The organism is Brevibacillus brevis (assembly GCF_022026395.1).
Taxonomy (GTDB): domain Bacteria; phylum Bacillota; class Bacilli; order Brevibacillales; family Brevibacillaceae; genus Brevibacillus.
This window is the reverse complement of record NZ_CP041767.1, coordinates 3931476-3957844: the sequence shown is the minus strand read 5'-3', so window position 1 is coordinate 3957844 and position 26369 is coordinate 3931476. Positions and strand designations below refer to the sequence as shown.

Genomic DNA, 26369 nt, shown 5'->3' with positions numbered 1-26369 from the left:
TTATAATAATGTACTCTAAATAGAGGTGCGCCGAAGAAGAGTAAGTCTTTTCGCAATCTGCCAGGGGGCAGGAGAAGGAAGAAAGGCTAAAGCGCCGAAGCTTATGCTATGTCCCTACGTAGCACAGGCTGGGGTGTCTCATGAAAAATGAACATCCTGTCACAAGGGACCTTACGTCTTTTTGTGGAGCGCTATTTATGATTTGCTTATGTAGCATCAAGAGCAATGAGATAGCGAATGCACTCATTGCTTTTTTTGATTTACCATGCTGTTATTTTGAGGAGGATGTAACAATGAATATGATGGATGCCAACGAAATTATCGCGTTTATCCAAAAAAGCGAAAAGAAAACACCCGTGAAAGTATATGTGAAAGGGAACCTGGAGGGAATCGACTTCGGTGCGAGCTCCAAAGCGTTCATTACTGGTCCTACTGGTGTTGTTTTTGGTGAGTGGAAAGAGATTGAGCCAGTGCTCGCTGCTAACGCAGACAAAATTGAAGATTATGTAGTAGAGAGTGACCGTCGCAACTCCGCCATTCCATTGCTGGATACAAAAGGGATTCAAGCGCGTATTGAGCCAGGCGCAATTATCCGTGACCAAGTGACAATTGGTAACAACGCGGTCATTATGATGGGTGCTTCCATTAACATCGGTGCAGTTATCGGTGAAGGTACAATGATCGACATGAATGTTGTAGTAGGTGGACGTGGAACTATCGGGAAAAACTGCCACATCGGTGCGGGATCGGTTATCGCGGGCGTTATCGAGCCGCCGTCTGCACAGCCAGTTGTTGTCGAAGATGATGTTGTCATCGGAGCAAATGCAGTCATTCTGGAAGGTGTACGCGTAGGAAAAGGTGCTGTCGTTGCAGCAGGCGCTGTCGTCATTGAAGATGTACCTCCATACGTAGTAGTTGCGGGAACGCCTGCACGTGTGATCAAGCAAATCGATGAAAAAACTCGTTCCAAGACAGAGATCAAGCAGGAGCTACGTCAGCTGTAAGGGAGAGAGTGCACATGGACTGGCGTTCGCTCGATGAACAATATATCGTCTCCTCTTACAAAAGACTTCCGATTGCCATAGACAAAGGCGAAGGAAATTACTTGTACGATACGAACGGGAAGAGTTATCTCGACTTGTTTACCGGACTCGCGGTAAACGTTTTGGGGCATTCTCATCCGCGCATTGTACAGGCTCTGCGTGAGCAGGGAGAGCGCTTCTTGCATATTTCCAATGTATTTTTAAACAAGCCGGCTATTCGTTTAGCCGAGCGTTTGGTTGCGAACAGCATCAGCGGTAAGGTGTTTTTCACCAACTCTGGTGCAGAGGCCACAGAGTCTGCCATCAAGCTGATTCACAAATGGACAAAAAACGAGGGAGCTGGTCGTGAAGGCATCGTTGTCTTGCGCAACAGCTTTCATGGGCGAACACTCGGAGCAGTGCGTCTGACGAGGCAGGCTCACGTCTATCAAGACTTTCCTCAGCCAGCTTTTCCTGTTTATGAATTGGATGTGGAGGACACGGCAGGATTGCGAGCGATTTGCCAGGAAGCAAGACCCGCTGCGGTCCTCATGGAGCCAGTATTGGGTTCTGGCGGTGTCGTACCGTTATCCGAAGCGTTCTTGCGAGAGGTAGCTGCGATCTGTGAGCAAGAAGGTATGCTCTTTGTCATGGACGAGATCCAGACAGGAATGGGCAGAACAGGAAAGCTCTTTGCTTATGAGCATGCAGGCGTAACGCCAGACCTTATCCTTTTTGCCAAAGGTATAGGAGGAGGGCTTCCCCTCGGCGGTGTCATCGCTGGTCCAAAGCTGATGAATCAGTTCAAACCAGGGGATCACGGAACGACATTCGCACCATCGCCACTGTCTGCTGCCCTGGGGAATGTCGTGTTGGACGAATTGCTTGATCCAGCCTTCATCGCTCACGTAGAAGAAGTGATTGCGTACCTGTGGTCGGGCTTGGAAGCGTTGCGATCGCGCCTTCCGGATCAGCTGCAATCCCTGCGCGGAAAAGGCTTGATGGTTGGAATTCCGCTCTCTTCCACCCCGGAAGAGGTAAGCCACTTGCAGCAAGCATTGCTTGACGAAGGAATTCTCGTTGACGTGACGCAGAAAACGATTGTTCGTCTGCTTCCGCCACTGACGTTGACCAAAGCCGATGTGGACCGTTTCCTTGCCGTGTTTGAGGAGCAATTAACAGCAAGAACAAGTACGAAAAAGGAGGCGTAGACCATGACGACTTCCTTGTTTACACAAATTCGCCGAGACCTGCACCAAATACCGGAGCCAGGCTTCGCTGAAGTGAAGACGCAACAATACTTGCTTGATTATTTGAAAAAGCTGCCTCAGGAGCGAATCGAGATCAAAACGTGGCGGACAGGCATTTTGGTCAAGCTGGCAGGAACAGAGCCAAAACGATTAATTGCCTGGCGGACGGATATGGATGGCCTGCCGATCGTAGAGGAAACGTCCTATCCGTTTCGATCGCTTCATGAAGGATACATGCATGCTTGCGGGCATGACATGCATATGGCAATTGCTCTTGGCCTCCTGACGCATTTTACCGAGCATCCGATCGCAGATGATTTGTTGTTTCTCTTTCAGCCGGCAGAAGAAGGCCCTGGCGGTGCTGAACCGATGATGGAAAGTGAAGAGTTTGCAGACTGGCGACCGGACTGCATTTTTGCCCTGCATATCGCGCCGGAATATCCAGTTGGTCATATTGCGACGAAGCCAGGAATTTTGTTTGCCAATACTTCTGAGTTGTACATTGATTTGGTTGGCAAAGGGGGGCATGCAGCCTTCCCCCACAAGGCGAATGACATGGTGGTTGCAGGAAGCCATCTTGTGACTCAGCTTCAATCGATTATTTCGCGCAATATCGATCCATTGGATTCGGCCGTCATAACGATTGGCAAGCTGGAGAGCGGGACGAAGCAGAACATCATCGCGGAGAAGTCCAGGCTAGAAGGGACCATCCGAACCTTTTCGATGGAATCGATGGCACTCGTCAAAAGCCGCATTGAATCTCTCGTAAAGGGAGTGGAAATAGGCTTTGATTGCCAGGCAACGATTGATTACGGTGTTGGCTACTGCCAGGTTTACAACGAGGAGCAGCTAACGACAGACTTCATGCAATGGGTACAGGACCAATGTGAAGAGGTAACTCTCATTACCTGCAAGGAAGCCATGACCGGAGAAGACTTCGGTTACTTTTTGAAAGAAATCCCCGGCTTTTTGTTCTGGCTGGGTGTGCAAACGCCGTACGGCTTGCACCATTCCAAAATTGAGCCGAACGAAGACGCGATCGAGGTTGCCGTTCGACTGGTCTCCCGGTATTTTACATGGCTTTCGCAACAGGAGTAGCAGGTGTCAGGAACAAAAAAAGAGTGGCTGGATAGCCGCTCTTTTTTCTGTGTCCTTCCCGCCCGTATTCTGGTCAAGGGTAAGAAGTAGTTACTAACATCTCTGTGTATAAGTCTTTCTTCCTAAGGTTTTTGTGCTTGTGGATAATGTGGATATTGTTGAAAAAACTTATCAGGGCAGCACAACTATTTCCTTTTCCAAACGTATAAACTAGGGAGAAGAAATTCCGGAAAAACAAGCGCTGCCGCGCACACATACAGGAGGATTATTGACATGAAAAAAGCATGGTTGTCGGCTTTGTTGGCGTTGACTGTAGCAGCAGGGGTGGGGAGCACTACTGCGCTTGGAGAGGGTGCGATGCGCGTATTCTTCGGCGCAGAAACCGTTGCGAGTGAAATGCCAGCATCCAAGGCCGAATCGGTTGAATCAATAGTGAACAAGCTCGGTGGTTTCGCCGATTACGATCAGCAATCTGGCAAATTGCAAGTGATTAAGCCAAACGTAAATATTATTGTGGTCGAAGGGATTCAGCAGACCCGCAATAAAAATGTTGTTTTCAGCAACCCTGTCAAAGGATACAGCGACAAAAATGTGCCTCGTACGTTTAACGTATTCGTAGAGGTTGATGACGCGCCTGTAGCCAAAGACCTGCGCATGCAACTTGTGTTGGTCGGACCGGACGGCAAAGAAGTGTCCAAAGGGAAAGAATGGAAATACTCCACGCAAAATGCAAACAGCTTCTATTTTTCAGAGCCTTTTGTATCTACGAAACTCGAAGCATACGGCACTTATAAAGTACAAGTTCAAATGAAATCCGAGAAATTCACTTCTTATGTAACCGTCGGAGAAAATACATTTACAGTTGGCCGCTAAAAATTATGGCTTGGATGCGTTTCCACTTTGCATGTCCCCGTGCTATAATATACGGAAAAGCCAATATACTTGGTGATAGCAAGTACATGAAAGAAAGGAACGATGGGAGCGAATGGAGACAAATCCCCCGCGATCGTCCACAGATGTAGAAGGCCCGAGTATACGCATTGCCTGGAAAGATGAGCAATCCATTCAGGCAGAGTGGAGCATGACGAAGGAGTTTGAGCAAGAAATAGAGCGAAAGTTTGCTATTCCGTTTGCTGAACTGCCTTTTGTCCTACGCCTTTTTGATGTGACGTACCGCAAAGAGATCCGAAATGATGGCACTGACCTTTACACTGATTTTGATATCAACCACCGTTCTTCCGAATGGATTTTGTACGGAGTGACGCAAGGATTGGAATATTGCGTCGATCTGGGAATTCGGATGGTGGACGGAAGGTTTTATTCGCTGTCCAGGTCTCAAATGATTTGATCAACGTGCTCGAGCAACGTTACGACTGCGGCAATGCATTTTTATACGGAACAGCCCCATTACCCACGATATTTGCTAGTGGAAATGGGGCTTTTGATTGTTTTATGGACTCACGGCTTCTCTCGCTGTTTGTCCAGCAGTCGCAGGGCAACCGCTAAAACAGCCCATACTGGCATTGGTTCATCTAACTTATCTAGCCATTCATGGGATGTCAGCAAGCCCTCCTGTAGCGCACGATTGCCCAGATCCAGTTTCCAGGGAGGTAACGATTGTGGATCTTCTGGAACGAATTGATCGTACTGGGTCAAGTTGTACGTCTGAATGAGGCGCGTCAGTTTTTCAGCATACGCAGGATCAGTAGCGTAGCCGGCTTCTTCTAAGGCTTGCGCGGCTTGTGCGGGAGTTGTGGCTGCCAGCACGTTTTTATAAGCGGGCTTACGTAAAAATTGGGCATGGTCTTCCATGGATTGCTGGTAATTTTCATAAGCGCGGAACTGGGAAGTACGTATAACGGTCTTTCCGTTTTCCACCTCTTTGCTTTCGATGGTGACAGAGCCTGCAGGTCCCACTCCCTTTATTCCAAAGAGGTTGTACGAGGATGTTCCAGTGGCAGGGTCAACAGGTACTTTTTCACCCCAACCAGATTCGAGTATGGCTTGCGCTATGATAATGGAGGGGAAGAGACGATCGTTCAAATAAGTCTTCCTGGCATGGTTAGCAACCAACTGAATAAAGGCTTGCGCATCCATAAGCTCACCTCTTTCCTCTCTTTGTTATTCGTATGAAAAAAAGAGGTCAGAGGGAATAGGCCTGAACATGAAAAACAGTCGAAATTTCTCGACTGTTTTTCCATCTTTCTTTATGGTTTTCGAGGTTGGAAATATTGAATGCGCTTGTTGAAGAGGTGGAGCTCTGCTTTATAATCACGTGCCAAGTATCGACAGTACTCATTTGCCTTGTTTTTATCGCCATGCGTCGCAGATTCAGGGAGGGACACTTGTATGTAGTGCTTTTCGGAACCGTTTTCATTTTTGCTCCCGACTCCAACAACGATGGCTTTGTACATATTAGGGTCTTTTCCTTTGAGAAGGAACCATGATTCCTTTCCTTCCGGGCGTTCTTCTAGGGTGTAGGGGAAAGCGGCGTCAGCATAGGTCCAGCCCAACTGCTTTCCTGTTTTTGTTGTCATGTCAACGTATCGCGTAAACTTGGCTTTCACGTCGTCAATACTTGCAGATGCTGCGGTAGAACCATCAACGAAATAGATGTAGGCCGATTGAAGTTTCACGACTGCACTCACTCCTAGTACCGGTATTCTGTGCGTTTAGTGTAGCATTGTCTTCCACTCTTTGGCAATGAGGCAGTTGGCGACCAAAAACAATTGCGTGTTTTTTCTGAAAAGTGTAAAATATATATCATATTTATATGCCGTTAGATGAACGATAAAGGATCATGGAGGAATATACGCATGCAGGAGGCCTCAATTAGACATGTATTCGAAGCTTTAAACACCATGCGCGCCATCGATGTGGTGAACAAAGAAGACTGGGAGCGGGCAGCGAAGGAAGCCGAATTGGATTCTTCCGTACAGTTAAACATTCTCTGGATCATCTACTGTTATGAAGGTGTACGCGTCACACAAATTGCAGATTGGACCTTCTGGCATCCCTCTTCGATTGTCATTCATATCAAGAAATTAATGGAGAAAGGCATGGTGACCATCGAAAAGTCGGAGTTGGATGGGCGGGTGGTTCACGTATACCCGACTGAAAAAGGAAAAGAAGTATTGGAAGCCAGTCGAAGAAGTGTACCAGATATTTTTAGATTGACGTATGCATTGGAGAAAATGGAGGAACGATACAGTACAGCAGTAGTTGAACTGTTCTTTGAATGCCTTTCCTTTGTCGCGCAATCGTTGCATGGTGCCGAAAAAGTAAGATGGATTCAAGAAGGGGAAGACAGGGTCATTAACCCAACGCGTCTGGTAAATGATGCTGTTTGGGTGGCAAAAACGTGATTTTTCGCTTATACTAGTGAATAATCCGAATATTTCACGAAATTCGGAGGCCAAAATACTGTTGAGGAGGGATTGCTGATGGAGCACTACGACCACTTATACGACGTTTCGGAGAATGCTAATGTACGTTTTCTCGGTTTTATTTCAGAGGGAACACGATACGACTTTGGCATGGTATTTACACACAAGTTTTATGGGAAGCCGTTGGTGATCTGTATGCAGACAGGGCAATCGACTCTTCTCAGTTCTGAAGATGCGGTGAATCCAGGATACCTGCAAAAAATTTTCAGGCTGGATTCAGAGAACGAGGCCGTCGCGCTTGCTGAGTTTTTCCAGGAACATTTACCATCCATTCCATTTGAAGAAAATCAGTATTAGGTAACGAGCAGAAGTTTATCTTCTGCTCGTTTTAGTTTTTTTCGTAAAATACGGCCTTCCGTTTTTAGTATAATCGAAAGAAATCAAGCAGTAGGAGGAACAGGGAGAATGGGTGTACATAAATGGTCGGCCAAAGATTCTCAGGGAGCGATTGTTCTCGTCCATGGAACGGGAGAGCATCATGGGCGTTATGGGCATGTAGCGGCTTATTTTAATCAGGCAGGTTGGGATGTATATGCGGAAGATTTGCCGGGATGGGGGCGCTCTCCTGGGAGACGGGGGCATATTCAATCATTCGAAGACTATTTGTCCCGTGTACGTGAGTGGACGAGTACCGCTCTTGCCGATGCGTCAGGAGAGAAGCCTGTATGTTTAATGGGGCATAGTCTGGGTGGTCTCATTGCGACTCGCTTTATTCAGACGGATGAGCGGAGCAAAGAGTTGGCAGGGTTAATTCTCACCTCTCCATGCTTGAAGCTCAAACTGACTGTTCCGGCGTGGAAGGAGAAATTGGCGCAGTTTCTCGATCGGGTCTGGCCAACACTTGTCATGCCGAATGGAATCACTCCCGACATGGTATCCCGTGACGAAGCGGTTCAGGCTGCTTATCAGAACGATCCGCTCAATTATTCCAAGGTAAGTGTCAGATGGTTCACGGAATTGAATCGCTCTATGGAAAAGGCGTGGGCGGAAAGAAGTCAAATCAAGCATCCTGTCCTTGTTTTGCAAGCTGGTGCTGATTCATTGGTAGATGCGGATGCAGTGGAACAGTTTACAGCGGGTCTTTCAGACAGACAGACGTTTGAACGATTCGCGGGCTTGCGACACGAAATTTTGAATGAGCCTGAAAAGGAAGAAGTCTTGCAAAAAATCGTGAGCTGGTTGAATGACAATATATCGAATTAATGTGACATACTAATTATCAACAAATGCATCTTGACTCCTAATGACGTAGCATATTAAGATGAATGTAACATAACATTTGTGGAAATATGTGAATCAATTGAATGCGGAGGGGACATAGATGGGAACTATCGTATGTCAGACTTGCGGAACCATCATCGAGCATTTTGAATGTAATTCAGTAAAAACACTTTATGCGGTGTGCAACTGTGACTGCCGACCTGGGGAAAGACAGGAAAAAGAATAAAAAATAGTCAACGGGCCTATGTTGAGGCCTGTTTTTTTTGACAACCTTTTCCGTATGGAGGATAATGGAGAAGTGTGAAAATCGTTGTAAAAGGAGGAATTGTTTCATGAAGCGAAAACCGATGCAGGGAATGCTGGCCGCTGCACTTTTGGTCACATCTCTGTGGAGCGGGACACCGGCGCTTGCCTACAGTATTGGTGATGAAGAAAAAATCGACGCAAGCAAGCCTGAAATTTCCGGAGCCGGTTACGACATTTCCAAAAAATATGCCGTGTGGATGGTTGAAGGGGAAGAAACTGTAACCCTCTACAATCTCGATAAAGGTACGCAAACACAAATTGGCGACAAGGAATCTGAAAAGACGAATCCAAAAGTCGATGGTGATTATGTCGTGTGGATCGACTCCCGTGACGGAGGTTCTGAAGTCTACTTGTATGACATCGCGAAGGAAAAAGAAACCCGTTTGTCAGACGGGTCAGCATCTGTCGATGGTGTGGAGATCGGGGATAAAAACGTTGTCTGGACAGATAACGGGGATGTTTATCTGTACAAAATTTCTACAGGCGATACAGAGGTCGTATCTGCGAGTGGAAAAGCAAGCAACCCGGTTGTAAGCGACGCTTATGTCGCATGGGAAGATGAACGTGATGGCAACAGCGATATTTACTATTACGATATCAAAGCCAAAGAAGAAAAGGCGGCTGTCGTCCAAAAAGGCGATCAAGGGCGTCCTACTCTTTCCACGAATAAAATTTTGTATGAGAATCGCTCCTATAATCAAATTTACGTGCATACCATCAGCAATGGCAGAAACAAAGAATTGACGAACGGTTCGAACGACAAAGAATTTGTACATACGTACAAAGACGATTATGTGTATGCTGATGGTAATGATCTGATCTATCGTACCGTTGATAAATCGTCCAAAAAGAAGATTGACTCCAACCTTTATGGAAATGTAGGGCCGAGAATTTTTGGCGACTACGTTTTGTATGCGAAAAAGGACAGTAATAAAAAGCTCCAGCTTCACCTGTATGATCTGGACGAAAAAGAGCAAGTTCCGCTGGGTAATGTAGGTGGTGATCCTATTGATCCAGCTGGTCACGATCGTTATGTCGCATATGTATCAAAGTCTAAGAATAACAATGCTATCGTTCTTTACGATATGGTAAAAGGAACGAGCAAAGCCATCAGTAGTTCAGATCACGATGCAGCTCGTCCTGTCGTAAGTTCTCGTTATGTTGTTTGGTATGATCAGCGGGAAGACGCACTCTTCTCCTACGATATTCGTAAAGGCGTCCAAACCCAGATCACAAACGAAGATGATGACCAGAAGCCGAGTGAAAAGTTTTATGAAGTCGACGGAGAACATCTATTGTGGGTCAATGTCGATCGCAGAGCGGAAGTGATCATCACAAATCTGTCCACTGGAAAGCATACTGAGGTATCAAGGCTGAAAGATGAACCGTTAAGCGTTGATATTTATCAGGACTATGCAACCTGGGTAGTCCAAGAAGGCAAAAAGAATGCAACGATCGTTCTCTACGATATCGAGGGAGATAGAGAAAGAGAAATTCGTAAAAACGTAAAAGTGGAGAAAGCAGAGATTGGCGATGATTTCGTAGTTTGGAGCGAAGATACTGGCAATTCCAAAACAGGTTGGGATTTGTATTATTACAACATCGACCGCCAAAAAGTCAATCCGCTGCTACGTTATACGGAAGGTGACCAAAAAAATCCACAGGCTTCACGAAATATGATTTTATTCGAAGACAATCGTCTGTCCGGAAAAGGCAAGCAGTTCTACTTTGAGCTGTATGATTTCGAAGAGGGGGCATTTAGCGATATCGAGTGGGATGATGATGCGGAAATGGAAAGCCCGCGCATGGGTGGAAATCGCATTGTCTGGATAGATGATCGCGACAAAGCTCCTTACGTCTACACATTGGCGTTCGCTCCGGGTGACGATGATGACGACGAAGATGATGAGGAAGACGAGGACTGATTCTGAATAAATCGAGTCAGGTTCCATGAGAGAAAAACAGACGAAAGAATTTCTTTCGTCTGTTTTTATTTATGTCCGGCATAAATACGGCTTCAAAAGTACGAGTGCTACGAGAAACAAAATGACGGCAACATAAGCGGGCAGAAGATGAATAAAATCAACATAGCCAACAGTAAAATGTATGCCAATGCCAGAAACGAAGCCCGGAATGCCTGCTAAAAACAATGTCCACCAAATCCACGCTTCTCCTCGCCTGATACCCCAAAGGCTAATCAGCAAGACAGCCAAGCCATTCGAAACTAATGCCCCGCCAAAGCCAGCACGGTCATGAGCGATAACCGGAATTAATCGCTCATTGTAAGACTGCAAGGTATCGGCAGACACGCAGAGAAAGACGAGGTCGGAAGGAACGAAGACACCCGTGACGCCGATGATCGAAATGATGATACCAGCCCCTGTCAAACCAAATCCGATGATGACAAACAGCAATTGTCCCCATAGAGCCATTCGCCAATCCTGATCGTTGTGAAGCTGTGGCGGTAGGCGCGTCAAATGAACGGTTGCTGGAGTTCGTAATGCGAGCAAAAACAAGGGAAACAACATGAGCGCTAAAATCGCGTGCACGTAATCAAAGTACCCGTATCCAATAAATAAAAAGAAGCTGGAAAACCCAACGGAGCCGGAGACGAGCAAGATGGTCCGCGTCCAGTGAATATCTTTGCGCAGGCCATGGTAAGCTAGTTGGCTATACAAAATTCCTATGGATATCATCGTTCCTGCCAGACTAATCCGATCATGGGACATGAAAGAGAGAATTTGCGGATTTAAGAGCGTGAGCTGGTCGGCTGACATCCCGAGAAAGCGTACGTCGTAGGGGAGAACGACAGTTGTTGCGGCGACCAGCCAAGCAAGTGCCCCACCGATCATCATGCCCACGCCCAACAAGATCCCCCATACCCATGAAGGAAATAAAAAAGCAGGTCGCTTTTCTTGAGGAGGATCAGCTTCTGGTTGTGTTTGCAAGATGGCTTCGTTAATTCGTTTTGGCAAGCCGGGTCCAGAATAGACCAAGCCGCTATGCAACTGCACAAAATCGGCACCCGCTGCAAGAAAGGTCAGAGCATCTTGTGGTTCCAGAATCCCGCCTGATCCAATGATAAGGGCATCTGACCACTGTTCCCGTGCCCAGGAGACAAATTTGACGGCTTGCTCGTGTGAACTCCTCCCCGTGGTATAAACAGTGTTGTTCGCACATGGTGAATCTTCCTGAATAATGCCTCCAGCGACAACTAGACCGTTGAGTCCTGCTTCTTTTGCCGAGGTAAGAATCGGGAGCGCTTCCCGTTCAGCAAGGCTCGGAGGGATCGCTAGCAAGAGGGGGAGATCCGTTTGGTTACGCAAACAGGAAAAATGCTCCTTCCACGCTGTGTGGCTCCATTCTGGCTGTCCTATATTCGCCCGCGTGTCAATCGTGAAAAACGAGCAAAAACGCTCCAATTTGTCGATCAGCTCCTGAAGCTCTTCCGTGGCTTCTCTCAGGCCGACTTTTGGTTGGCAGGCCAATCTGACTCCGATCGGAATTTTAATGCCAGAAGCCCCCTCCAAGCGCCTCTGAAGGGTGTGTATCCCATTATTTACCAAAAGACAGGGGTAGTGGATATTCATTGCGGCAATGTCACGTTGAATGGTGCCGCGGGAATCAATCGGTTCTTTGGACACAGGTCCCAGCTCGAGAAATCCGAAACCGAATTTGGACAGCGCTTGAATGGCAATGCATTCCGGGTCCAACCCGGCACCCAACCCGACTGGAGTAGGGAACGTGACTGGGCCAATTGTTCTGGAGAGATGTGAGGGAGGCTCCATATGTCCCATCCATTCAATGATGAACGGACCACCCGGAATTTTGGCCAATGTACCAATTGACTGCAATGTAATCGACCGGGCTCGTTCGGGTGGCATGAGAAAGAGAAGTGGCCGAAACAACGTTTGATACGACCAGTCTGGCATGGCAGGATCGCCTACTTTCCTGATTTTTCCCATTTCCATCTTATCTCAAAATGTTTGCATAAAAAATAAAAAAGCTGCTCTCTCGAGAAAGAGGGCAGCTATGTTTCGTTTCGGATCGCTTAGCCAGAAATGGCGGTTTGTCTTTTTACGACTTTGATCGTTTTCAGTGTCTCATCTTCAGGACCTTGTACGGGTAATCCGACCCGAATGTTTTCCTGAATGTACGCGATATTTTCCTCGGTGATTACTTCCCCGGGAAGGAAGATCGGGATGCCTGGAGGATACACCATGATAAACTCGGTGATGACTCGACCTGCTGCTTCCGCCAACGGAATTGTCTCTGTTTCTGCATAGAAAGCTTCGCGTGGGGTGGTGGACAGCATAGGGATATTCGGCAGTGAGATCGTCGGCTTGTCTTCTGCTTGTACGTGCGAAAATTCAACGGACAAATCACGCAAGCCATTTACCAGCGCACGGATGGATTCTTCCGTATCTCCGGCAGTAACGAAGCAGAGGATGTTGTACAGATCGCTCATCTCTACCTCAATGTTGTACTTGTCACGCAGCCAGTTCTCGACTTCCCATCCAGTGATTCCGAGATCGCGTACGTGGATGAGGAGCTTGGTTGGGTCCATTGCAAAAGTCGCAGGCTTTCCAAGAATCTCCTTGCCAACGCAGTAGATGCGCGGGATTTCGTTAATCATATCCCGGGCTTTTGCTGCCAGTTCCATCGCTTGATCAGCGAGCATTTTTCCATTGAGGGCCAAATGCTGACGGGCCATATCCAACGACGCGAGGAAGATGTAAGAAGTCGAGGTCGTCGTGAGCATACTCATGACTGTTTTCACCCGATCGACATCGACGAGCCCTTCCCGTACATTCAAGATCGACGTTTGAGTCAAAGAGCCACCCAGCTTGTGTACGCTGGTCGCTGCCATGTCGGCACCAGCTTGCATGGCCGAAATTGGCAGTTCCTCGTGGAAATGAATATGCACACCATGAGCTTCGTCGACCAATACAGGAATTTCATAGTTATGGGCAGCCCGCACGATTTCACGCAGGTCACCTGCAATACCGAAGTACGTCGGGTTAATCACCAACAAGGCAGCAGCATCAGGATGGGCTTCCAGTGCTTTTTGCACGGCCTTCACTGTGATCCCGTGAGAAATACCCAGACGCTCGTCCATGGCAGGGTGAATAAAGATTGGGACTGCTCCTGCGAAAATAATCGCCGACATAATCGATTTGTGTACGTTACGCGGTACGATAATTTTGTCGCCAGGACTGCAGGTCGCCATAATCATCGCCATGATGGCACCGCTTGTACCTTGCACGGAAAAGAATGTATGGTCAGCGCCGAATGCCTCGGCTGCCAAATCTTGTGCTTCTTTAATCATTGCCTTCGGGTGATGCAAGTCATCCAATGGCGCAATGTTGATGAGGTCTATCGAAAGAGCGTTGTCCCCGATGAACTCGCGAAATGCCGGATGCATACCCATACCCTTCTTATGGCCCGGAATGTGAAATTGAATCGGGTTCCGGTTGGCGTGCTCCAACAACCCGCTGAACAAAGGAGTTTTCATTTGTCTCACTACGATCGCCTCACTTTACTAATCAAGAATAATAAGGGGAAAAACAAACAAATTGAGTATAGCAAAATAGGGGGGGAAAGCAAGCGAATTTTTATTCAGGTTTACGTGTGGCGGCAGGAGTTTGGCCTGTAAGCCGAGAAGGACATTTACACGGGGTGATAAAAGGATGAAAACGAGAGTAACGGAGCTACTTCAAATAACATATCCAGTAGTTCAAGGTGGCTTGGCATATTTGGCTTACGCAGACTTGGCTGCGGCTGTGTCAAATGCGGGGGGACTCGGTCAAATTACGGCTATGTCCTTGCCATCGGCGGGTGCACTGCGGGAGGAGATTCGCAAGGTTCGTACAATGACGGATAAACCATTTGGTGTGAATTATGCAATTGGTCAACACGGACGGCCGTATGAAGAAATGCTGGATGTGGCGATTGAAGAAGGAGTGGCGGCTGTTTCGGTGACAGGAGGCAATCCAGAGCCGCTGCTGCGAAGACTCGATGGTCATCCCATCAAAAAGCTCGTCTTGGTTGCGTCTGCCCGCCAAGCACAAAAAGCAGAATCGATTGGTGCGGATGCAGTGATGGCTGTTGGTCAAGAAGGTGGGGGGCACCTGGGACGAGATGATATCGGGACGTTTGTTTTGATTCCGCGTGTGGTGGATTCCGTGAAAATTCCGGTATTGGCTAGCGGTGGCATCGGTGATGGTCGGGGAATTTTGGCAGCGCTTGCACTCGGTGCAGAAGGTGTGGAGATGGGAACGCGATTTATTGCGACGCAAGAGTGTGTCCATGCCCATTCGGCCTACAAAGAGGCGTTGGTTGCTGGGACGGAGCACGATACCGCTGTTATCAAGCGCACATTGGGGGCACCTGCGAGGGTCGTTCGCACACCAGGCTCTGATCATATTCTCCAAATGGAAAAAGAAGGGGCAGGCTACGAGCAGTTAAAGAGCTTCATCAGTGGAGAGAACAACTGCACCTTTATTTATGAGGGCGACAGCCAGCGCGGCTTTGGTTGGGCTGGTCAGGTTATCGGATTGATTGACGATGTACCAAGTGTCCAACAATTGTTTGACCGCATGTTTGGCGATGTGAGCAAGTCGTTGGATCGACTGCGGTCTTTTTCCTAAAACAAAAGAACAGGCCTGCGTTTTTCAAATGAAAGCGGACCTGTTCTTTTGCATATAACTTAAATAAAGAAAGCGGGAGGCGGTCTATCCACGAGAATTTCCTAATGTATAGAGCTTACTCAACACGCCAAATGTTTCTTCGAGACGACTCACCAATGCTTCTCCGTCTGCCAGAATTGGATCATGACGGTCAATGGTAATTCCGCAGAGCAACTCCGCTTTTTTTACCTGTGCAAGCCTGTCCACCAACTTTTTCACGCCAGCGGTGCCCAATTCTTTTTGAGACGTACTTGCTGGTTGCATATGATCTGGGGACCAGTGAAAGTGCTCCGGAACCATCGCAATGACCTCATCCAGATGCTTGTTAAACGCATGGCTGATGATCTCTTTGGAAGGAGACTCGTAAATTACCGCGTACCAAACGAACAAATGTGTTCCCCACAAGCCGATTTGAAAGTGCGGATGTTTTTTGTAACCGCGTTTATCATTAGCCCAGGCAACCCACGTATCAGCTGGTGGGTTCACCGTACGGCGTGCATGTTTTGCTATGTGCGTAAACATTTCATCCCCGGTTGCTACGGAGAGAAAGGGCGCAAAGTGTTGGCTGAGTACTTCGAATTTGGGACGGATATTGGTTTTGATTGCGTCCATTCGGGCATCCAGTCCATCGATGGCAAAAACATCAAAATCTTCTTGACGAAAACCTGGAAACGTTGGCATGTAACAAACACCTCTTTTAAGCATCATCGAACCCCACTGGAAAGAAAAGGGCGATCGTCCCCGTCAAGGGAGCTTGGAATCCTCCATATGATATCATACCATCCAGGAAAAAAATACATGCCGAGTTTATGAATAGCAAAACCAAAGTCTGAATAATATGATATACCACTCACTCCCTTACGGCAAAAATGATATCTGAGTATTCTGTCAACGGGAGGGGCCTGTAGAAGATGAATCTCGGCATGGAGTTGGAGTATTTTCATTTGGCAGTTTGGTTTGACCGCAAAACATTGCACGCGATGGTGCAGGCCCTGGTGGAAGCAGGGGTGAGCGTCACGTGGAAAGAATCTCCCGAGCAGTTTCACCTCCTCGTGAACACCACAGATGGCCGATCCGACTGGAAAATGCAGCGTTTAAACGGGTCCTATAAGCTGCACATTGCAGGCATTCCTGTCAATGATTCTCGGGTGGCACTGGTACTGTACCACTTCGTAGAGCGGGCGAAAGGGCATGCCATGATCAAGGTCACTTTTGAAGAGTGCGTCTTGCTGAAGCAAATCCAGTACGGAGAAGTTATCAGAATAGTGGAATTAAAAGGAGCTGAGAAAAAAGTGATCTATGAAAAATTTTGCAATGTAACGATGGATCAGGTAATTGCCGCGATGAAACGACGTGACTCGGAAGAACGCATCCCGGTGCTGCGTCTGGAGTTGGATTATGAACTGGCGACGTTGTATGACGCGATGCAAGCCAAAGACCAAAGTCAAATGAAGCAGTCCACGGAGCGATTAAAGCAGCTTCGTCGGGAAATGTTGCTTTTGGAAGCGTAGGCAGACTGGAGGATAGCCAAAGGACGATGAGTTTGACACAAACGAATACGGAATGAAAAAGCGACATCTCAAACAAATGAGGGTGTCGCTTTTTTTGATGGAAAAGTCGCTAATGTAGTAATTGTTGTTTTTATGAAAGACTTGTTTGAATGGGAGGCTCGACGGTTGTACAATAAAGAAGGTTTTTAACAGCATATTTACGAACGCGCCGGAAAGGAAGAAAAGTTTTGGAAGCATTCCTATCACAAATCCCCAATGTAGCGATCCTGCTTTTAGCCGTCATCGCATTGACACTGATCCTGTTATGGATCGTGATTATGCAGTCTGTCCGGATCAATCGATTGAGGAAATCGATCAACCGGATTATGACAGGGACGGGAGGAGCCAATCTCGAGGAAGGCTTGCACAGACTGCTGGATCAGGTAGAGGAAATGAAAAAGCAGCATAACGATCAGCAGTTTGCCATCAATCGTCTGTCACAACGAATGGCAGCACAATGCGGCAAAGTAGCGATTATCCGTTACAATGCCTTCGGGGATGTCGGCAGTGATCTTAGCTTTTCGCTGGCGGTAACAGATGACGCTGGGAACGGTGTCGTGATCACCAGCATTTTTGGACGAGAAGAATCTCGCGTGTACGCCAAGCCGCTTGAGCAGGGAACATCGAGCTACCATTTGTCTGAAGAAGAACAGGCTGCGATCAAAAAAGCGATGACCTCAACCGCAGGGATATAAGTGGCTCTGAATTTCAATGAAACAGCAAGCATATGAATGAATCAGAGAGTTCTTTTCATTTCCTTGCTTCTGATTGCGGATATTCCTGTTTTTTGCTAAAATTCATCGTCATTTTGCTCAAGACTTTTGAGGGCACCTGAGGTATAATAAAGATGTCAAAAATGGCTTTTTTGCGAAAAACAAAAAGTAGGTGATCCGCCTTCATTACCCAAATCGATTTTCGATGCGGAGGGCAAGGCCAGGTTCTACAGCGTTCTTTTGTTGATACTTAGCGTATCTCCTCTGTTTTGGATAACTGTTCGGTCGTACTCGGCCCATGCAAACCAAAAGAATTGAGGAGATATTTATGGCACAGCGTTTAGCAACTAATTACGCCAAGGCCTATTTCACGGTGAATGAAGAAGAGCTGAACCAGTTCGTTTCGCTTTTCACCAATGAACACATTTCAGTCCAAGTCAAAGTGTGTGACAATGGCGATCGTGACGTAATCTTGAATGACAAGACCGGAGAAATTCAATTGAATTTCTGTCGGGTTGGCAGCCGCTACTCATGCGACAGCTCGTATCTAATTCGAGATCGGCAGTTGGCAAATGCTATGAGAAAAGCAATGAAAGCGTTCCGAGGCTATGGAATTGTCCACCGGATTTATGACGGCTTCACAATGGTGTATCACTACGATCAAGGATCGGTTGTGAGCATTCAGGAGCTAACCGGAGACGAAGAAGTGTCCATCTTTGAAAATAACTCTCTGCACATGGCCAATGAGCTGGAGGCTTTGTTCCAGCAGGATGGCAGCGAGCAGGAGATTGAGTCCTTACGTCAAGAGACGGACCGATGGCTGGATTTGCGTAATTGGGCAAAGAGAACTGCCCCAGAAAAACTTCCAGCAATTGATGTTCGATTAGCAACGTTATCGCGACGTCTATTTGAATTAGAAGTTTAGTGAAAGAAGGGTGCCTGGTGCGCCCTTTTTTATTGGATCACATAGCGAATAACAAAAAGCGGGTTTCCTCCTAACAAGAGGTCCCGCTTTTACTATTTGCCCTTCACTTAGCGCAATTGTAATGGCTTGCTCATATTGTACCAAATGGCTCCAGCATGATCTGAGCTGGAAACACCGTTGTTGAGGTATCCATGACTTTCATAGTAGCCAATCAAATTTTCCTTACACGTAAGCGTGATTGTCTCACGATTGGACTCTCTTGCGGAGGCTTCCAGGTGTGCGAGGAGCATGGAGGCAATACCGCGATTTTGGTAAGCGGGAGAAACCGCTAATCCTAAAATGGTTTGATGTCCGCCAGTTGCCGGATTTTCTTTAATCGTTTGAAACAGATCATCGGTAATGAAGGTGGATTCGATGACGGGTCCATTGACCAAACCCGCAATGATCCCATCCGCTTCCGCTACAAAAAAACTGTCAGGAATCAATCGAATACGCTTCTCAAATGCTTCCTGTGTTGCAGCCTCATCTGGTGAGAAGCAAAGGTGCTCGATGGCGATTAATGTTGGCAAATCTTCTGCTTTGGCATTACGGATAGTAATCATGTGTTGTGATCCTCTCCATTCTGGTTCATTTCTAAAAGTTTAGCATATTTCATAATAGGTGAGGGCCACTTGTAGCAGGCGTCGGCTCCGCATTCTGTCGAGACAGCCGTCAGCCTATTTGTATTGTTCTTATAGATTATTGAAAAAGGGTATTGTCAAACTAGGCCGATGCATGGTATTGTTGTTTTCGTTGGAAACAGGATTAGGAACCAGGATTCACTTTAAAGGGTGGATAACAACGGAAACCGCCCCCGTTAGTGAATGACGCAGGTCCTAGCGATGTTTAACATTACACTCGTTAGGAAGGGGGAACCGAAAGATGGAATATTCGACTTTCGGAAGACACGTTGCTGTTGACACATGGGGAGTTCAGTTTGATTTGTTGAACGACGCAGAATTTTTGAAAAAGGAAATGATTGAGGCTGCTGAGGCATGCGGTGCTACGGTACTGAGTGTGCAAGCGAAGCAGTTTTCTCCTCAGGGTGCTACCGTACTGGTTCTTCTCTCGGAAAGCCACCTGTCCATTCATACGTATCCTGAGCGCGGCTTTGCTGCCCTGGATTGCTACACGTGTGGGGAAACCGTTGATCCGCAAATCGCTATCGACTACTTGGTATCCGTGCTGAAGCCGGAAAAAACTTACGCGAAGAAATTAGTTCGTGGTTTGGGTGAACTGCAAGTTGTTGAGCCAGAAATGAAACTGGTTGAAGCGGCAAAGTAAGGAACAAATGGAAAAGTTTTCAAGAGGTGCGGGCTGATTCCGCACCTCTTTTATATGGAGCTTCGATTCCTATTTGTCATCATGGAGTGACAGTAGGAATTCTGCCGCCAATATCATGGAGCAGAGAACGAAATTCCGTGGATGTATTGGTGATCTGACTATTCATGTTGGGTCTCACATCAACTTGATTGGTCCGATGCGTAGCTTCTTCATAAATATCTGCATGGATGGCACGAATCCGATCAAATGTGGCTGCGTCGGAGGCTACTTGGATCGAGAAGTTGGGAACACGTGAACGAACGGCTGAGTGGACTTGCTGTTCGATTATGCGCGTTTGCTCAGGGCCAAAGTTTTTCCGAACACGAATTCCGACGACTGCATCTGTGCCGCTTACGAGAACAGTAGCACGTTCCACACCAGGCACTTCATCTGCGACCAAGGTGAGCTGTTCAGCCAAATCCTGATTGAAACCATTGACCGTATAGCCTTTGTGATAATTGCGGGCATTGATTCCGCCAGTGTAGGCATGATAATCATGAGCGAGGCTAGTCCTGGCACCCGGGGCCTGCTGATTGGTGGTACTTTGTGTGTGCGCTTGATTTTTTGGATGGCTGTTCGAGCTTGCGCATCCGGTCATCATGGTTGCAATCAAAAGCAAGCCAACCAAACATTTCGGGCCACTCCGTTTCATACGTATGCCACCTCCATTTTCCTTAGTATGACGAAAACGAAGTCTCTTACTCTGGAAGTGGCTCCCGTAAAAAACTGCCCATTGTGCCGCGTTTCACTACCTGTTAATATGGAAGGTATGCATAATAGAGGAGGTTCACATGAAGCGTCTTGACATACGCAACATTGCAATTATTGCCCACGTTGACCACGGAAAAACCACACTGGTTGACAAACTTTTGATCCAATCGGGCACATTCCGCTCGAACCAACAGGTAGAAGAGAGAATGATGGACTCCAACGACCTGGAGCGCGAGCGTGGAATTACGATCCTGGCGAAAACCACTTCTGTCAAATACAAAGATTTCACGATTAACATCTTGGATACACCAGGCCATGCTGACTTCGGTGGCGAGGTTGAGCGTATCATGAGCATGGTGGATGGCGTTCTGTTGATCGTCGACGCCTTCGAAGGCTGTATGCCACAAACGCGCTTTGTATTGAAAAAAGCGCTGGAAGCTAAAGTTACCCCTATCGTTGTCGTGAACAAAGTAGACCGCGACAATGCACGTCCTCAAGAAGTTATCAACGAAGTGTACGACCTGTTCATTGATCTGGATGCGACGGAAGACCAACTGGAATTCCCGATCGTATATGCTTCTGGTCTGCAAGGGATTGCAGGACTTGAGCCAGATAAGCTGGAAGGCGACCTTCGCCCACTGTTTGACACCATCGTAGAGCATATGCCTGCTCCTGACGCAGACGAATCTGCTCCGCTCCAAATGCAAGTAACCATGCTGGATTACAACGACTTTTTGGGTCGTATTGGGATTGGCCGCATCTATCGCGGTACCATGAACCTGAATGAAATGGTATCTGTCACTACACGCGAAGGCGAAGTGAAAAAGGCACGGATTCAAAAGCTGTTCGGATTCTCCGGTTTGCAGCGTGTTGAGCAAAAAACAGCAAGAGCAGGGGATATCGTAGCGATTTCTGGTATTGACGATATCAACGTTGGGGAAACCGTTTGCCACGTTGATCATCCAGAGGCATTGCCACTCCTGAAAATTGACGAGCCTACCCTGCAAATGACATTCCTTGTGAATAACAGCCCGTTTGCTGGTCGCGAAGGTAAGCACGTGACTTCCCGCAAACTGCGTGATCGTCTGATGGCTGAGCTGGAGACAGATGTATCTCTGCGTGTAGATGAAACAGATTCGCCAGATGCGTATGTGGTTTCCGGACGCGGTGAATTGCACTTGTCCATCTTGGTTGAGAACATGCGTCGTGAAGGCTTTGAGCTGGGCGTGTCCAAGCCTGAGGTTATCATTCGTATGATCGATGGCCAAAAAATGGAACCGGCTGAGCTGTTGATCATTGATGTGCCTGAAGAGTACACAGGGGCGGTTATGGAGACATTGGGTCAACGTAAAGCCGAGATGGTTAACATGATCAACAACGGCTTCGGACAAGTTCGCCTGGAATTCATTATTCCATCCCGCGGTTTGATCGGATATCGTACAGAGTTCTTGACGATTACACGCGGTTACGGTATTCTTAACCACTCCTTCGACAGCTATCGTCCACTTGTACCAGGAGCGGTAGGAGGACGTCACGCAGGGGTACTTATTTCCCATGAGACAGGAACAGCTACCACATATGGCTTGATGTCCGTAGAAGATCGCGGAACCATGTTCATTCACCCAGGTACAGAAGTATACGAAGGCATGATCGTGGGCGAGCACAACCGTGACAACGATCTTGTTGTGAACGTATGTAAAGAAAAGCATGCGACCAACGTACGTTCTGCGACCAAAGATGAGACTGTCAAAATGAAGGCTCCTCGCATGTTGTCTTTGGAAGAGGCACTGGAATATCTGAACGACGATGAGCTGTGCGAAGTAACGCCTCAATCCGTTCGTCTGCGCAAAAAATATCTGAACAAATCAGATCGTGAGCGCTATGAGAAGCAAAGACGCTATGAAGCACAACCGCAAGCGTAAGATTGAAAAGAAAAGAACGCCACTTGATCCTGTTTGGGGATGAAGTGGCGTTTTTATTTGGGCTTGTCCTTACAACAGACTCTCAATATCTGAGCTGAGTTCTTCGGGTTGAGTACGAGCACTGATGCGTTTCACGACACGACCGTCTTTATCCACGAGGAATTTGGCGAAGTTCCATTCGATATCTGGATTTTCTTCGCTAGGAGCATGTTCCTTTAAGTACTGATACAACGGGTGGGTACCAGGACCATTGACATCGATCTTCGCAAATAGCGGGAACGTCACGCCGTAATTGCGATCGCAGAACGTTGCGATTTCCTCTTCTGTTCCTGGCTCTTGCCCAGCGAATTGGTTGCAAGGGAAGCCAAGAACGACCAGCCCCTTATCTTGATAACGCTCATACAGCCCCTGTAGCCCTTTGTATTGAGGGGTAAGGCCGCATTGGCTGGCGACGTTCACGATTAGCAGGACATGGCCTTTGAAGGCGTCCAATGTCTGCTCTTCACCGGAAATCGTTTTGACGGCAATATCATACAAGCTCATCTTATTCCCACCTTTTTCAACTGACATACCCTCATCATAGCATGTACGGCGAAAATCTTGCCAGCCACATGGAAGGGCCTACCGTTTTTTGACACAGAATGCACCACCTGATAAAGTAAGAAAGATAGCGTTTTCCTAAGAAAAAAGGAGTAACTATTCGTTTCATTCCGCCTATGAGGTGGCATGTGAAGCGGTAGGAGTTTCACCGCTTGAAGACAGGAGAGATAAGTGATGGACTGGATACAAATCGCATCAACTTATGTGCCAACAAATCCAGATCAGCTCACAGCATATGACAGCTTTCGCATATGGGCTGATAAATATCGGGCCTGGATTTTGTTTGTGGAATTAATTATTGTCTATTATCTTGGCTTTGCTACCCGTATCCGTATGCCTATTTTGAAAAACGTGCTCTTGTACATCCTTTTATTTGTTGGAGCTCTCATTTTCGCTATTTTGGATGTGCAGCTTCCTGTGAAAAGTGCAATGCTGGTGGCGATCGCGATACTCGTGATTGTAAAGGTACGGATCAAACCGGAGCAAACTGGGCGAAAGTGAGGAGAACCACGTGAAGCGTGAAGATGCACTTTTTAATTGGCTCCAAATTCAAGTGGTTGCCGATGCGCGACCAGAAGACCGCTCTGCTTTGGATACCGCTGCTTTTTTCTTGCAATTGCTGAGAGAGGATCATCAAATGAGCGATATCGGTTATCGTCAGGAAGGTAGCTGGTACGTGCTATTTGGGAACGCTGATTCACAGTCTGTGGAAGTGCGATACCCTGCTGAATCAGTCGAAGCTTTATTGGTCGCGATTGAAAGCGAACCCAAGTACAACTGCAACTAACGGGACAATGACTCCCCTCCACTTGCCGAAATGATTCGGAAGGTGGGTGGAGTTTTTTTGTATCATGCGCATTTCATAGGTAATAAGACGCGGTTTCTTGGATCATGCAACTTTTGAAAATGATTTCCCGTCAATATTCATGCCCCAAGCATACAGGGGGATTTTGACAGACGAGAAGGGGGAACTACCATTGAAAAAGTACATGACCAAGCCCGTATTAGCAGTGGTGACAGCGGCAGGTATTCTTGGCTGTTTGACGCCAATTTTTGCCAATGCAAGCTCGATTGCTAGTCCAAGTGCCACAAAGGTAGTCATGAATGACGAGGGGAAGCAAGTCACGCGCTACAATCTTAAGGAACTTGCCCAAAATGATCCAACGACACTGAACATGCTCTTGAAGAATCAGGCAGATCACTTGTACATTATTGTAGATGAGATTAACTTGAATACGAAGCTCCAAACGTATATGGAAGAAAACAAAGCAGAGTGGGAGCGTATCTACAACGAGTACTACAGCGATATCTGGCTGGAAGTGCGCCTGACAGAGAATGCTGAAGAAATCGTGAGCGTAAATGCCAAGACTGAAAATAACAAGGTATACATAAAGGGGATTGTGACTTCGGATGTCACCAAGGTTGTTGTGAAAAAGCCGAATTCTGACATCATTGAAGTCGTTCCGACCAACGATCACTCTTTTACAGTCAGCTTTGAAGCTCCGGATGCATCCTATGAACCGTATGTAACCGTGAGTGCCTACGCAGGCAGCAAGCTGGTCGATAGCGAAAAGGTAAAGATCGTTCCAAAAGCAGAAGAAGATAAGGAAATGATCATCCATACCATGACTGTATTGGATGCGAAGAAAAAAGAACTAAAAGTAAAAGGAATTGTCAAGCAGGGGGCAGACAAAGTAACTGTCACCTATAATGGCGTGAAAAAAGACGCAAACGTGAAGAAGCTGTGGGATGGCGTAAGCAGCTTTACGGTTTCAGTAAAGGATGTACAAGCAGCAAAAGATCAAAAAGCCTTGATCGAGGTTTATGAGGATGGCAAGAAGGTTGATTCCGAATCCGTTCAGGTAGAAATTGTTAACGCCCCTGATAAGGATCAAGCGACCGAATATGCCATCAAGGCGACTGCTGTAAACAATCCTGCCGCCAAGTCCATTCAGGTGAAAGGGACAGTAAGCGGCTGGAACAAAAAGGACGATACTGAGCTGTTTGTGATCGCTCCAGACGGTCAGAAAAAAGAGATTGAACCGAATGACAAAGGTGAGTTTTCTTTGACCTTGTCTTACAAGAATCGTTCCTTTAGCGCCAAATCCATTCAATTCGCACTGTATGAAGACGATAAGCTGGTTAAGAAAGCTGACGTTGCATTAAGCACAAAAGTCATTGTCGAGCCTGTGAAGCCAACAGACGGCGATGAAAATGATGATGATGACAAAAAGAAAAAAGAAAAAGGGAAGCAGAAAGATAAGCATCCCAACGGCAACGCGTATGGTTATTGGAAAAAGCACGGTAAGGAATGGAATGACGATCACGATGATGACGATGACGATCATGACGAGGACAGAGACTAGTCTCTATCATTAAGGCCGCTGCTTGTAAGTCTCGACGTACTCCACCAATTGTCTGATGTAATCACCCAGAATGGGGATCGAAAGAAATTGCGTCAAGAGGGAGCCGAGGAAAGCCAAAACGATAGCAGTACCAATCGTCAATCCCAGACCCCGGGCAAGACCTGCGAGGAAATTGATCCAGAGCAGCTTGCGCGGGGCTGTGTAATTTTGGATTACATCTGCTAGTCGGATATCTTCCAGGAACATCGCAATTTTGTGCATCCGCTCATTTACCTTCCGAACTTCCTGAAGCTCTTCAAGAACTTGATCAATTTGCTGCATGAGACGGTCTGTAGGCGACAAGCTGTCATCCCCTTTCACTATTCGGTATCGTTACCTACCAGTCTAGGGAAAAAGACAACCAGAATCAAGGTGGAGAGGAAACGTTTGCCTATCAGCTGTGCGAAGGGTAAAATGAACGTACAAAACGTTTGTTAGGAGGCTTTGAAATGGCTGAAACTGTTTCCCAATCTCTTTCCGAAGATTTATTCAAGCTCTTGCAAAAGGAGCGCTTTGTTACTTTGGGCACAGTAGACCATGAGTCAGGGGCACCATCGCTCAGCTCCTTGTCCTGGACGTATGCTGTCAGCGCCGATACGATTCGTTTTGCCGTGGATAATCGCTCCCGTATTTTGGCTAATATTGCGAAGGAACCGCAGGTTGTCCTGCATTTGATCGGTGCCGGCTCGTCTTTTGCCATTAATGGTCGTGCTGTCGTTAAAACAGACCGCTTGGAAGGAGTTCCGCTCAAGCTGGCCATGGCAGAGATCAAAATTGAGGCTGTTCGTGATATTATGTTTTACGGTTCCCGTATTTCCGTAGAACCACAATATGAAAAAACGTATGACAAAAACGCAGCAGCGAAGCTGGACAATCAAGTTATGACCGCCTTGAAAGATGCAAATTAACGGGTGGAAATAAATTGTTGACAAGAATCCTGCCGATCCTTTACTATTAGGGTCAATCGAATTGAATAGCAATCTTCTTATCCAGAGCGGCGGAGGGACTGGCCCGATGATGCCCGGCAACCAATCACCTGTATTTTAACAGGGAGATAATGGTGCTAATTCCTGCAGAGTTATCAAACTCTGAAAGATGAGAAGGATTTGCTTACGGTGACGTAAACAAAGCCTTCTTTCAGAGGAAAGG

29 protein-coding genes and 2 riboswitches are annotated in these 26369 nt (G+C 47.1%); of the genes, 20 read left to right on the top strand and 9 right to left on the bottom strand.

The features are described from left to right. Positions 1-12: 12 nt before the first annotated feature. Positions 13-202, top strand: a riboswitch (Lysine riboswitch). A gap of 91 nt (positions 203-293) precedes the next feature. From dapD to FO446_RS18915, 5 genes are all read left to right on the top strand, one after another. Continuing rightward, a complete protein-coding gene (gene dapD, locus FO446_RS18935; protein WP_007723196.1) occupies positions 294-1004 on the top strand; it encodes a 2,3,4,5-tetrahydropyridine-2,6-dicarboxylate N-acetyltransferase in 711 nt (236 codons plus the stop codon). Positions 1005-1018: 14 nt separating this feature from the next. After that, the gene (locus FO446_RS18930) at positions 1019-2233 is read left to right on the top strand and encodes an aspartate aminotransferase family protein (RefSeq protein ID WP_237898764.1); all 1215 of its coding nucleotides are present in this window, start codon (positions 1019-1021) and stop codon (positions 2231-2233) included. A 3-nt stretch (positions 2234-2236) separates the two neighbouring features. Then, on the top strand, positions 2237-3370 hold the full coding sequence (locus FO446_RS18925) for an N-acetyldiaminopimelate deacetylase (protein ID WP_173608252.1): 1134 nt from the start codon (positions 2237-2239) through the stop codon (positions 3368-3370). Positions 3371-3643: 273 nt separating this feature from the next. Continuing rightward, positions 3644-4243 (top strand): hypothetical protein, encoded by a 600-nt coding sequence (locus FO446_RS18920; RefSeq protein ID WP_048033807.1) that lies wholly within the window; start codon positions 3644-3646, stop codon positions 4241-4243. 112 nt (positions 4244-4355) lie between these two features. Beyond that, on the top strand, positions 4356-4718 hold the full coding sequence (locus tag FO446_RS18915) for a DUF4912 domain-containing protein (protein WP_007723202.1): 363 nt from the start codon (positions 4356-4358) through the stop codon (positions 4716-4718). Positions 4719-4828: 110 nt separating this feature from the next. Here FO446_RS18915 and FO446_RS18910 read toward each other — a convergent pair whose 3' ends face one another. Both FO446_RS18910 and FO446_RS18905 read right to left on the bottom strand, forming a co-directional pair. Then, positions 4829-5467: a glycoside hydrolase family 73 protein gene (locus FO446_RS18910; protein ID WP_173608251.1), complete on the bottom strand. Its 639-nt coding sequence runs from the start codon at positions 5465-5467 to the stop codon at positions 4829-4831. 110 nt (positions 5468-5577) lie between these two features. Next, complete coding sequence (locus FO446_RS18905; RefSeq protein WP_221869085.1) at positions 5578-6006, bottom strand: DUF1885 family protein; 429 nt, start codon at positions 6004-6006, stop codon at positions 5578-5580. Between the two features lie 180 nt (positions 6007-6186). Here FO446_RS18905 and FO446_RS18900 point away from each other — a divergent pair, with 180 nt between their 5' ends. The 5 genes from FO446_RS18900 (at position 6187) to FO446_RS18880 (ending at position 10268) form a co-directional block, all read left to right on the top strand. Beyond that, positions 6187-6735: a MarR family winged helix-turn-helix transcriptional regulator gene (locus FO446_RS18900; protein ID WP_007723208.1), complete on the top strand. Its 549-nt coding sequence runs from the start codon at positions 6187-6189 to the stop codon at positions 6733-6735. Positions 6736-6813: 78 nt separating this feature from the next. Next, entirely contained in the window at positions 6814-7113 is a 300-nt protein-coding gene (locus FO446_RS18895; protein WP_015892160.1) for a DUF3055 domain-containing protein, read from the top strand. Positions 7114-7221: 108 nt separating this feature from the next. After that, complete coding sequence (locus FO446_RS18890; protein ID WP_173608249.1) at positions 7222-8019, top strand: alpha/beta hydrolase; 798 nt, start codon at positions 7222-7224, stop codon at positions 8017-8019. A gap of 118 nt (positions 8020-8137) precedes the next feature. Next, positions 8138-8263: a GapA-binding peptide SR1P gene (locus FO446_RS18885; RefSeq protein WP_007723214.1), complete on the top strand. Its 126-nt coding sequence runs from the start codon at positions 8138-8140 to the stop codon at positions 8261-8263. A gap of 106 nt (positions 8264-8369) precedes the next feature. Next, complete coding sequence (locus tag FO446_RS18880; RefSeq protein ID WP_173608248.1) at positions 8370-10268, top strand: hypothetical protein; 1899 nt, start codon at positions 8370-8372, stop codon at positions 10266-10268. Positions 10269-10337: 69 nt separating this feature from the next. Here FO446_RS18880 and FO446_RS18875 read toward each other — a convergent pair whose 3' ends face one another. Beyond that, positions 10338-12308: a beta/alpha barrel domain-containing protein gene (locus FO446_RS18875; RefSeq protein ID WP_237898762.1), complete on the bottom strand. Its 1971-nt coding sequence runs from the start codon at positions 12306-12308 to the stop codon at positions 10338-10340. 86 nt (positions 12309-12394) lie between these two features. Next, positions 12395-13867: an aminotransferase class I/II-fold pyridoxal phosphate-dependent enzyme gene (locus tag FO446_RS18870; protein WP_173608247.1), complete on the bottom strand. Its 1473-nt coding sequence runs from the start codon at positions 13865-13867 to the stop codon at positions 12395-12397. 121 nt (positions 13868-13988) lie between these two features. On the opposite strand from FO446_RS18870, the gene FO446_RS18865 reads away from it, so the two are divergent. Then, entirely contained in the window at positions 13989-14993 is a 1005-nt protein-coding gene (locus FO446_RS18865; protein ID WP_396021479.1) for an NAD(P)H-dependent flavin oxidoreductase, read from the top strand. A gap of 84 nt (positions 14994-15077) precedes the next feature. Here the strand turns inward: FO446_RS18865 and FO446_RS18860 are convergent, their stop codons facing one another. Next, positions 15078-15713 carry a YktB family protein gene (locus FO446_RS18860; protein ID WP_173608245.1) on the bottom strand — a complete coding sequence of 212 codons (636 nt, stop codon included), beginning with the start codon at positions 15711-15713 and terminating at the stop codon, positions 15078-15080. A 230-nt stretch (positions 15714-15943) separates the two neighbouring features. Here FO446_RS18860 and FO446_RS18855 point away from each other — a divergent pair, with 230 nt between their 5' ends. From FO446_RS18855 to FO446_RS18845, 3 genes are all read left to right on the top strand, one after another. Continuing rightward, entirely contained in the window at positions 15944-16543 is a 600-nt protein-coding gene (locus FO446_RS18855; protein WP_048033797.1) for a hypothetical protein, read from the top strand. Positions 16544-16770: 227 nt separating this feature from the next. After that, on the top strand, positions 16771-17277 hold the full coding sequence (locus tag FO446_RS18850) for a DUF4446 family protein (RefSeq protein WP_221869086.1): 507 nt from the start codon (positions 16771-16773) through the stop codon (positions 17275-17277). A gap of 346 nt (positions 17278-17623) precedes the next feature. Further along, on the top strand, positions 17624-18220 hold the full coding sequence (locus FO446_RS18845) for a hypothetical protein (RefSeq protein WP_173608243.1): 597 nt from the start codon (positions 17624-17626) through the stop codon (positions 18218-18220). Positions 18221-18327: 107 nt separating this feature from the next. Here FO446_RS18845 and FO446_RS18840 read toward each other — a convergent pair whose 3' ends face one another. After that, the gene (locus tag FO446_RS18840; protein ID WP_221869087.1) at positions 18328-18822 is read right to left on the bottom strand and encodes a GNAT family N-acetyltransferase; all 495 of its coding nucleotides are present in this window, start codon (positions 18820-18822) and stop codon (positions 18328-18330) included. 319 nt (positions 18823-19141) lie between these two features. Here FO446_RS18840 and speD point away from each other — a divergent pair, with 319 nt between their 5' ends. Beyond that, on the top strand, positions 19142-19543 hold the full coding sequence (gene speD, locus FO446_RS18835; RefSeq protein ID WP_007723244.1) for an adenosylmethionine decarboxylase: 402 nt from the start codon (positions 19142-19144) through the stop codon (positions 19541-19543). Between the two features lie 79 nt (positions 19544-19622). Here the strand turns inward: speD and FO446_RS18830 are convergent, their stop codons facing one another. Then, complete coding sequence (locus FO446_RS18830; RefSeq protein WP_173608241.1) at positions 19623-20234, bottom strand: YhcN/YlaJ family sporulation lipoprotein; 612 nt, start codon at positions 20232-20234, stop codon at positions 19623-19625. A gap of 139 nt (positions 20235-20373) precedes the next feature. On the opposite strand from FO446_RS18830, the gene typA reads away from it, so the two are divergent. Continuing rightward, complete coding sequence (gene typA / locus FO446_RS18825; protein WP_048033790.1) at positions 20374-22215, top strand: translational GTPase TypA; 1842 nt, start codon at positions 20374-20376, stop codon at positions 22213-22215. 69 nt (positions 22216-22284) lie between these two features. On the opposite strand, the gene FO446_RS18820 is transcribed toward typA, so the two are convergent. Continuing rightward, on the bottom strand, positions 22285-22758 hold the full coding sequence (locus FO446_RS18820; RefSeq protein ID WP_173608240.1) for a glutathione peroxidase: 474 nt from the start codon (positions 22756-22758) through the stop codon (positions 22285-22287). A 231-nt stretch (positions 22759-22989) separates the two neighbouring features. Here FO446_RS18820 and FO446_RS18815 point away from each other — a divergent pair, with 231 nt between their 5' ends. The 3 genes from FO446_RS18815 to FO446_RS18805 all read left to right on the top strand — a co-directional run bounded on the left by FO446_RS18815 (position 22990) and on the right by FO446_RS18805 (position 25181). Beyond that, complete coding sequence (locus tag FO446_RS18815; protein WP_088908425.1) at positions 22990-23316, top strand: YlaH-like family protein; 327 nt, start codon at positions 22990-22992, stop codon at positions 23314-23316. 10 nt (positions 23317-23326) lie between these two features. Further along, positions 23327-23602, top strand: coding sequence for a hypothetical protein (locus FO446_RS18810; protein ID WP_173608239.1), 276 nt, complete (start codon positions 23327-23329; stop codon positions 23600-23602). Between the two features lie 190 nt (positions 23603-23792). Further along, positions 23793-25181 carry a hypothetical protein gene (locus FO446_RS18805; RefSeq protein ID WP_237898759.1) on the top strand — a complete coding sequence of 463 codons (1389 nt, stop codon included), beginning with the start codon at positions 23793-23795 and terminating at the stop codon, positions 25179-25181. Between the two features lie 9 nt (positions 25182-25190). On the opposite strand, the gene FO446_RS18800 is transcribed toward FO446_RS18805, so the two are convergent. Continuing rightward, complete coding sequence (locus FO446_RS18800) at positions 25191-25502, bottom strand: DUF5665 domain-containing protein (protein WP_015892138.1); 312 nt, start codon at positions 25500-25502, stop codon at positions 25191-25193. A 167-nt stretch (positions 25503-25669) separates the two neighbouring features. Here FO446_RS18800 and FO446_RS18795 point away from each other — a divergent pair, with 167 nt between their 5' ends. Beyond that, on the top strand, positions 25670-26128 hold the full coding sequence (locus FO446_RS18795; protein WP_007723265.1) for a pyridoxamine 5'-phosphate oxidase family protein: 459 nt from the start codon (positions 25670-25672) through the stop codon (positions 26126-26128). Between the two features lie 74 nt (positions 26129-26202). After that, a riboswitch (SAM riboswitch) is annotated at positions 26203-26322 on the top strand. The last annotated feature ends 47 nt before the right edge of the window (positions 26323-26369 follow it).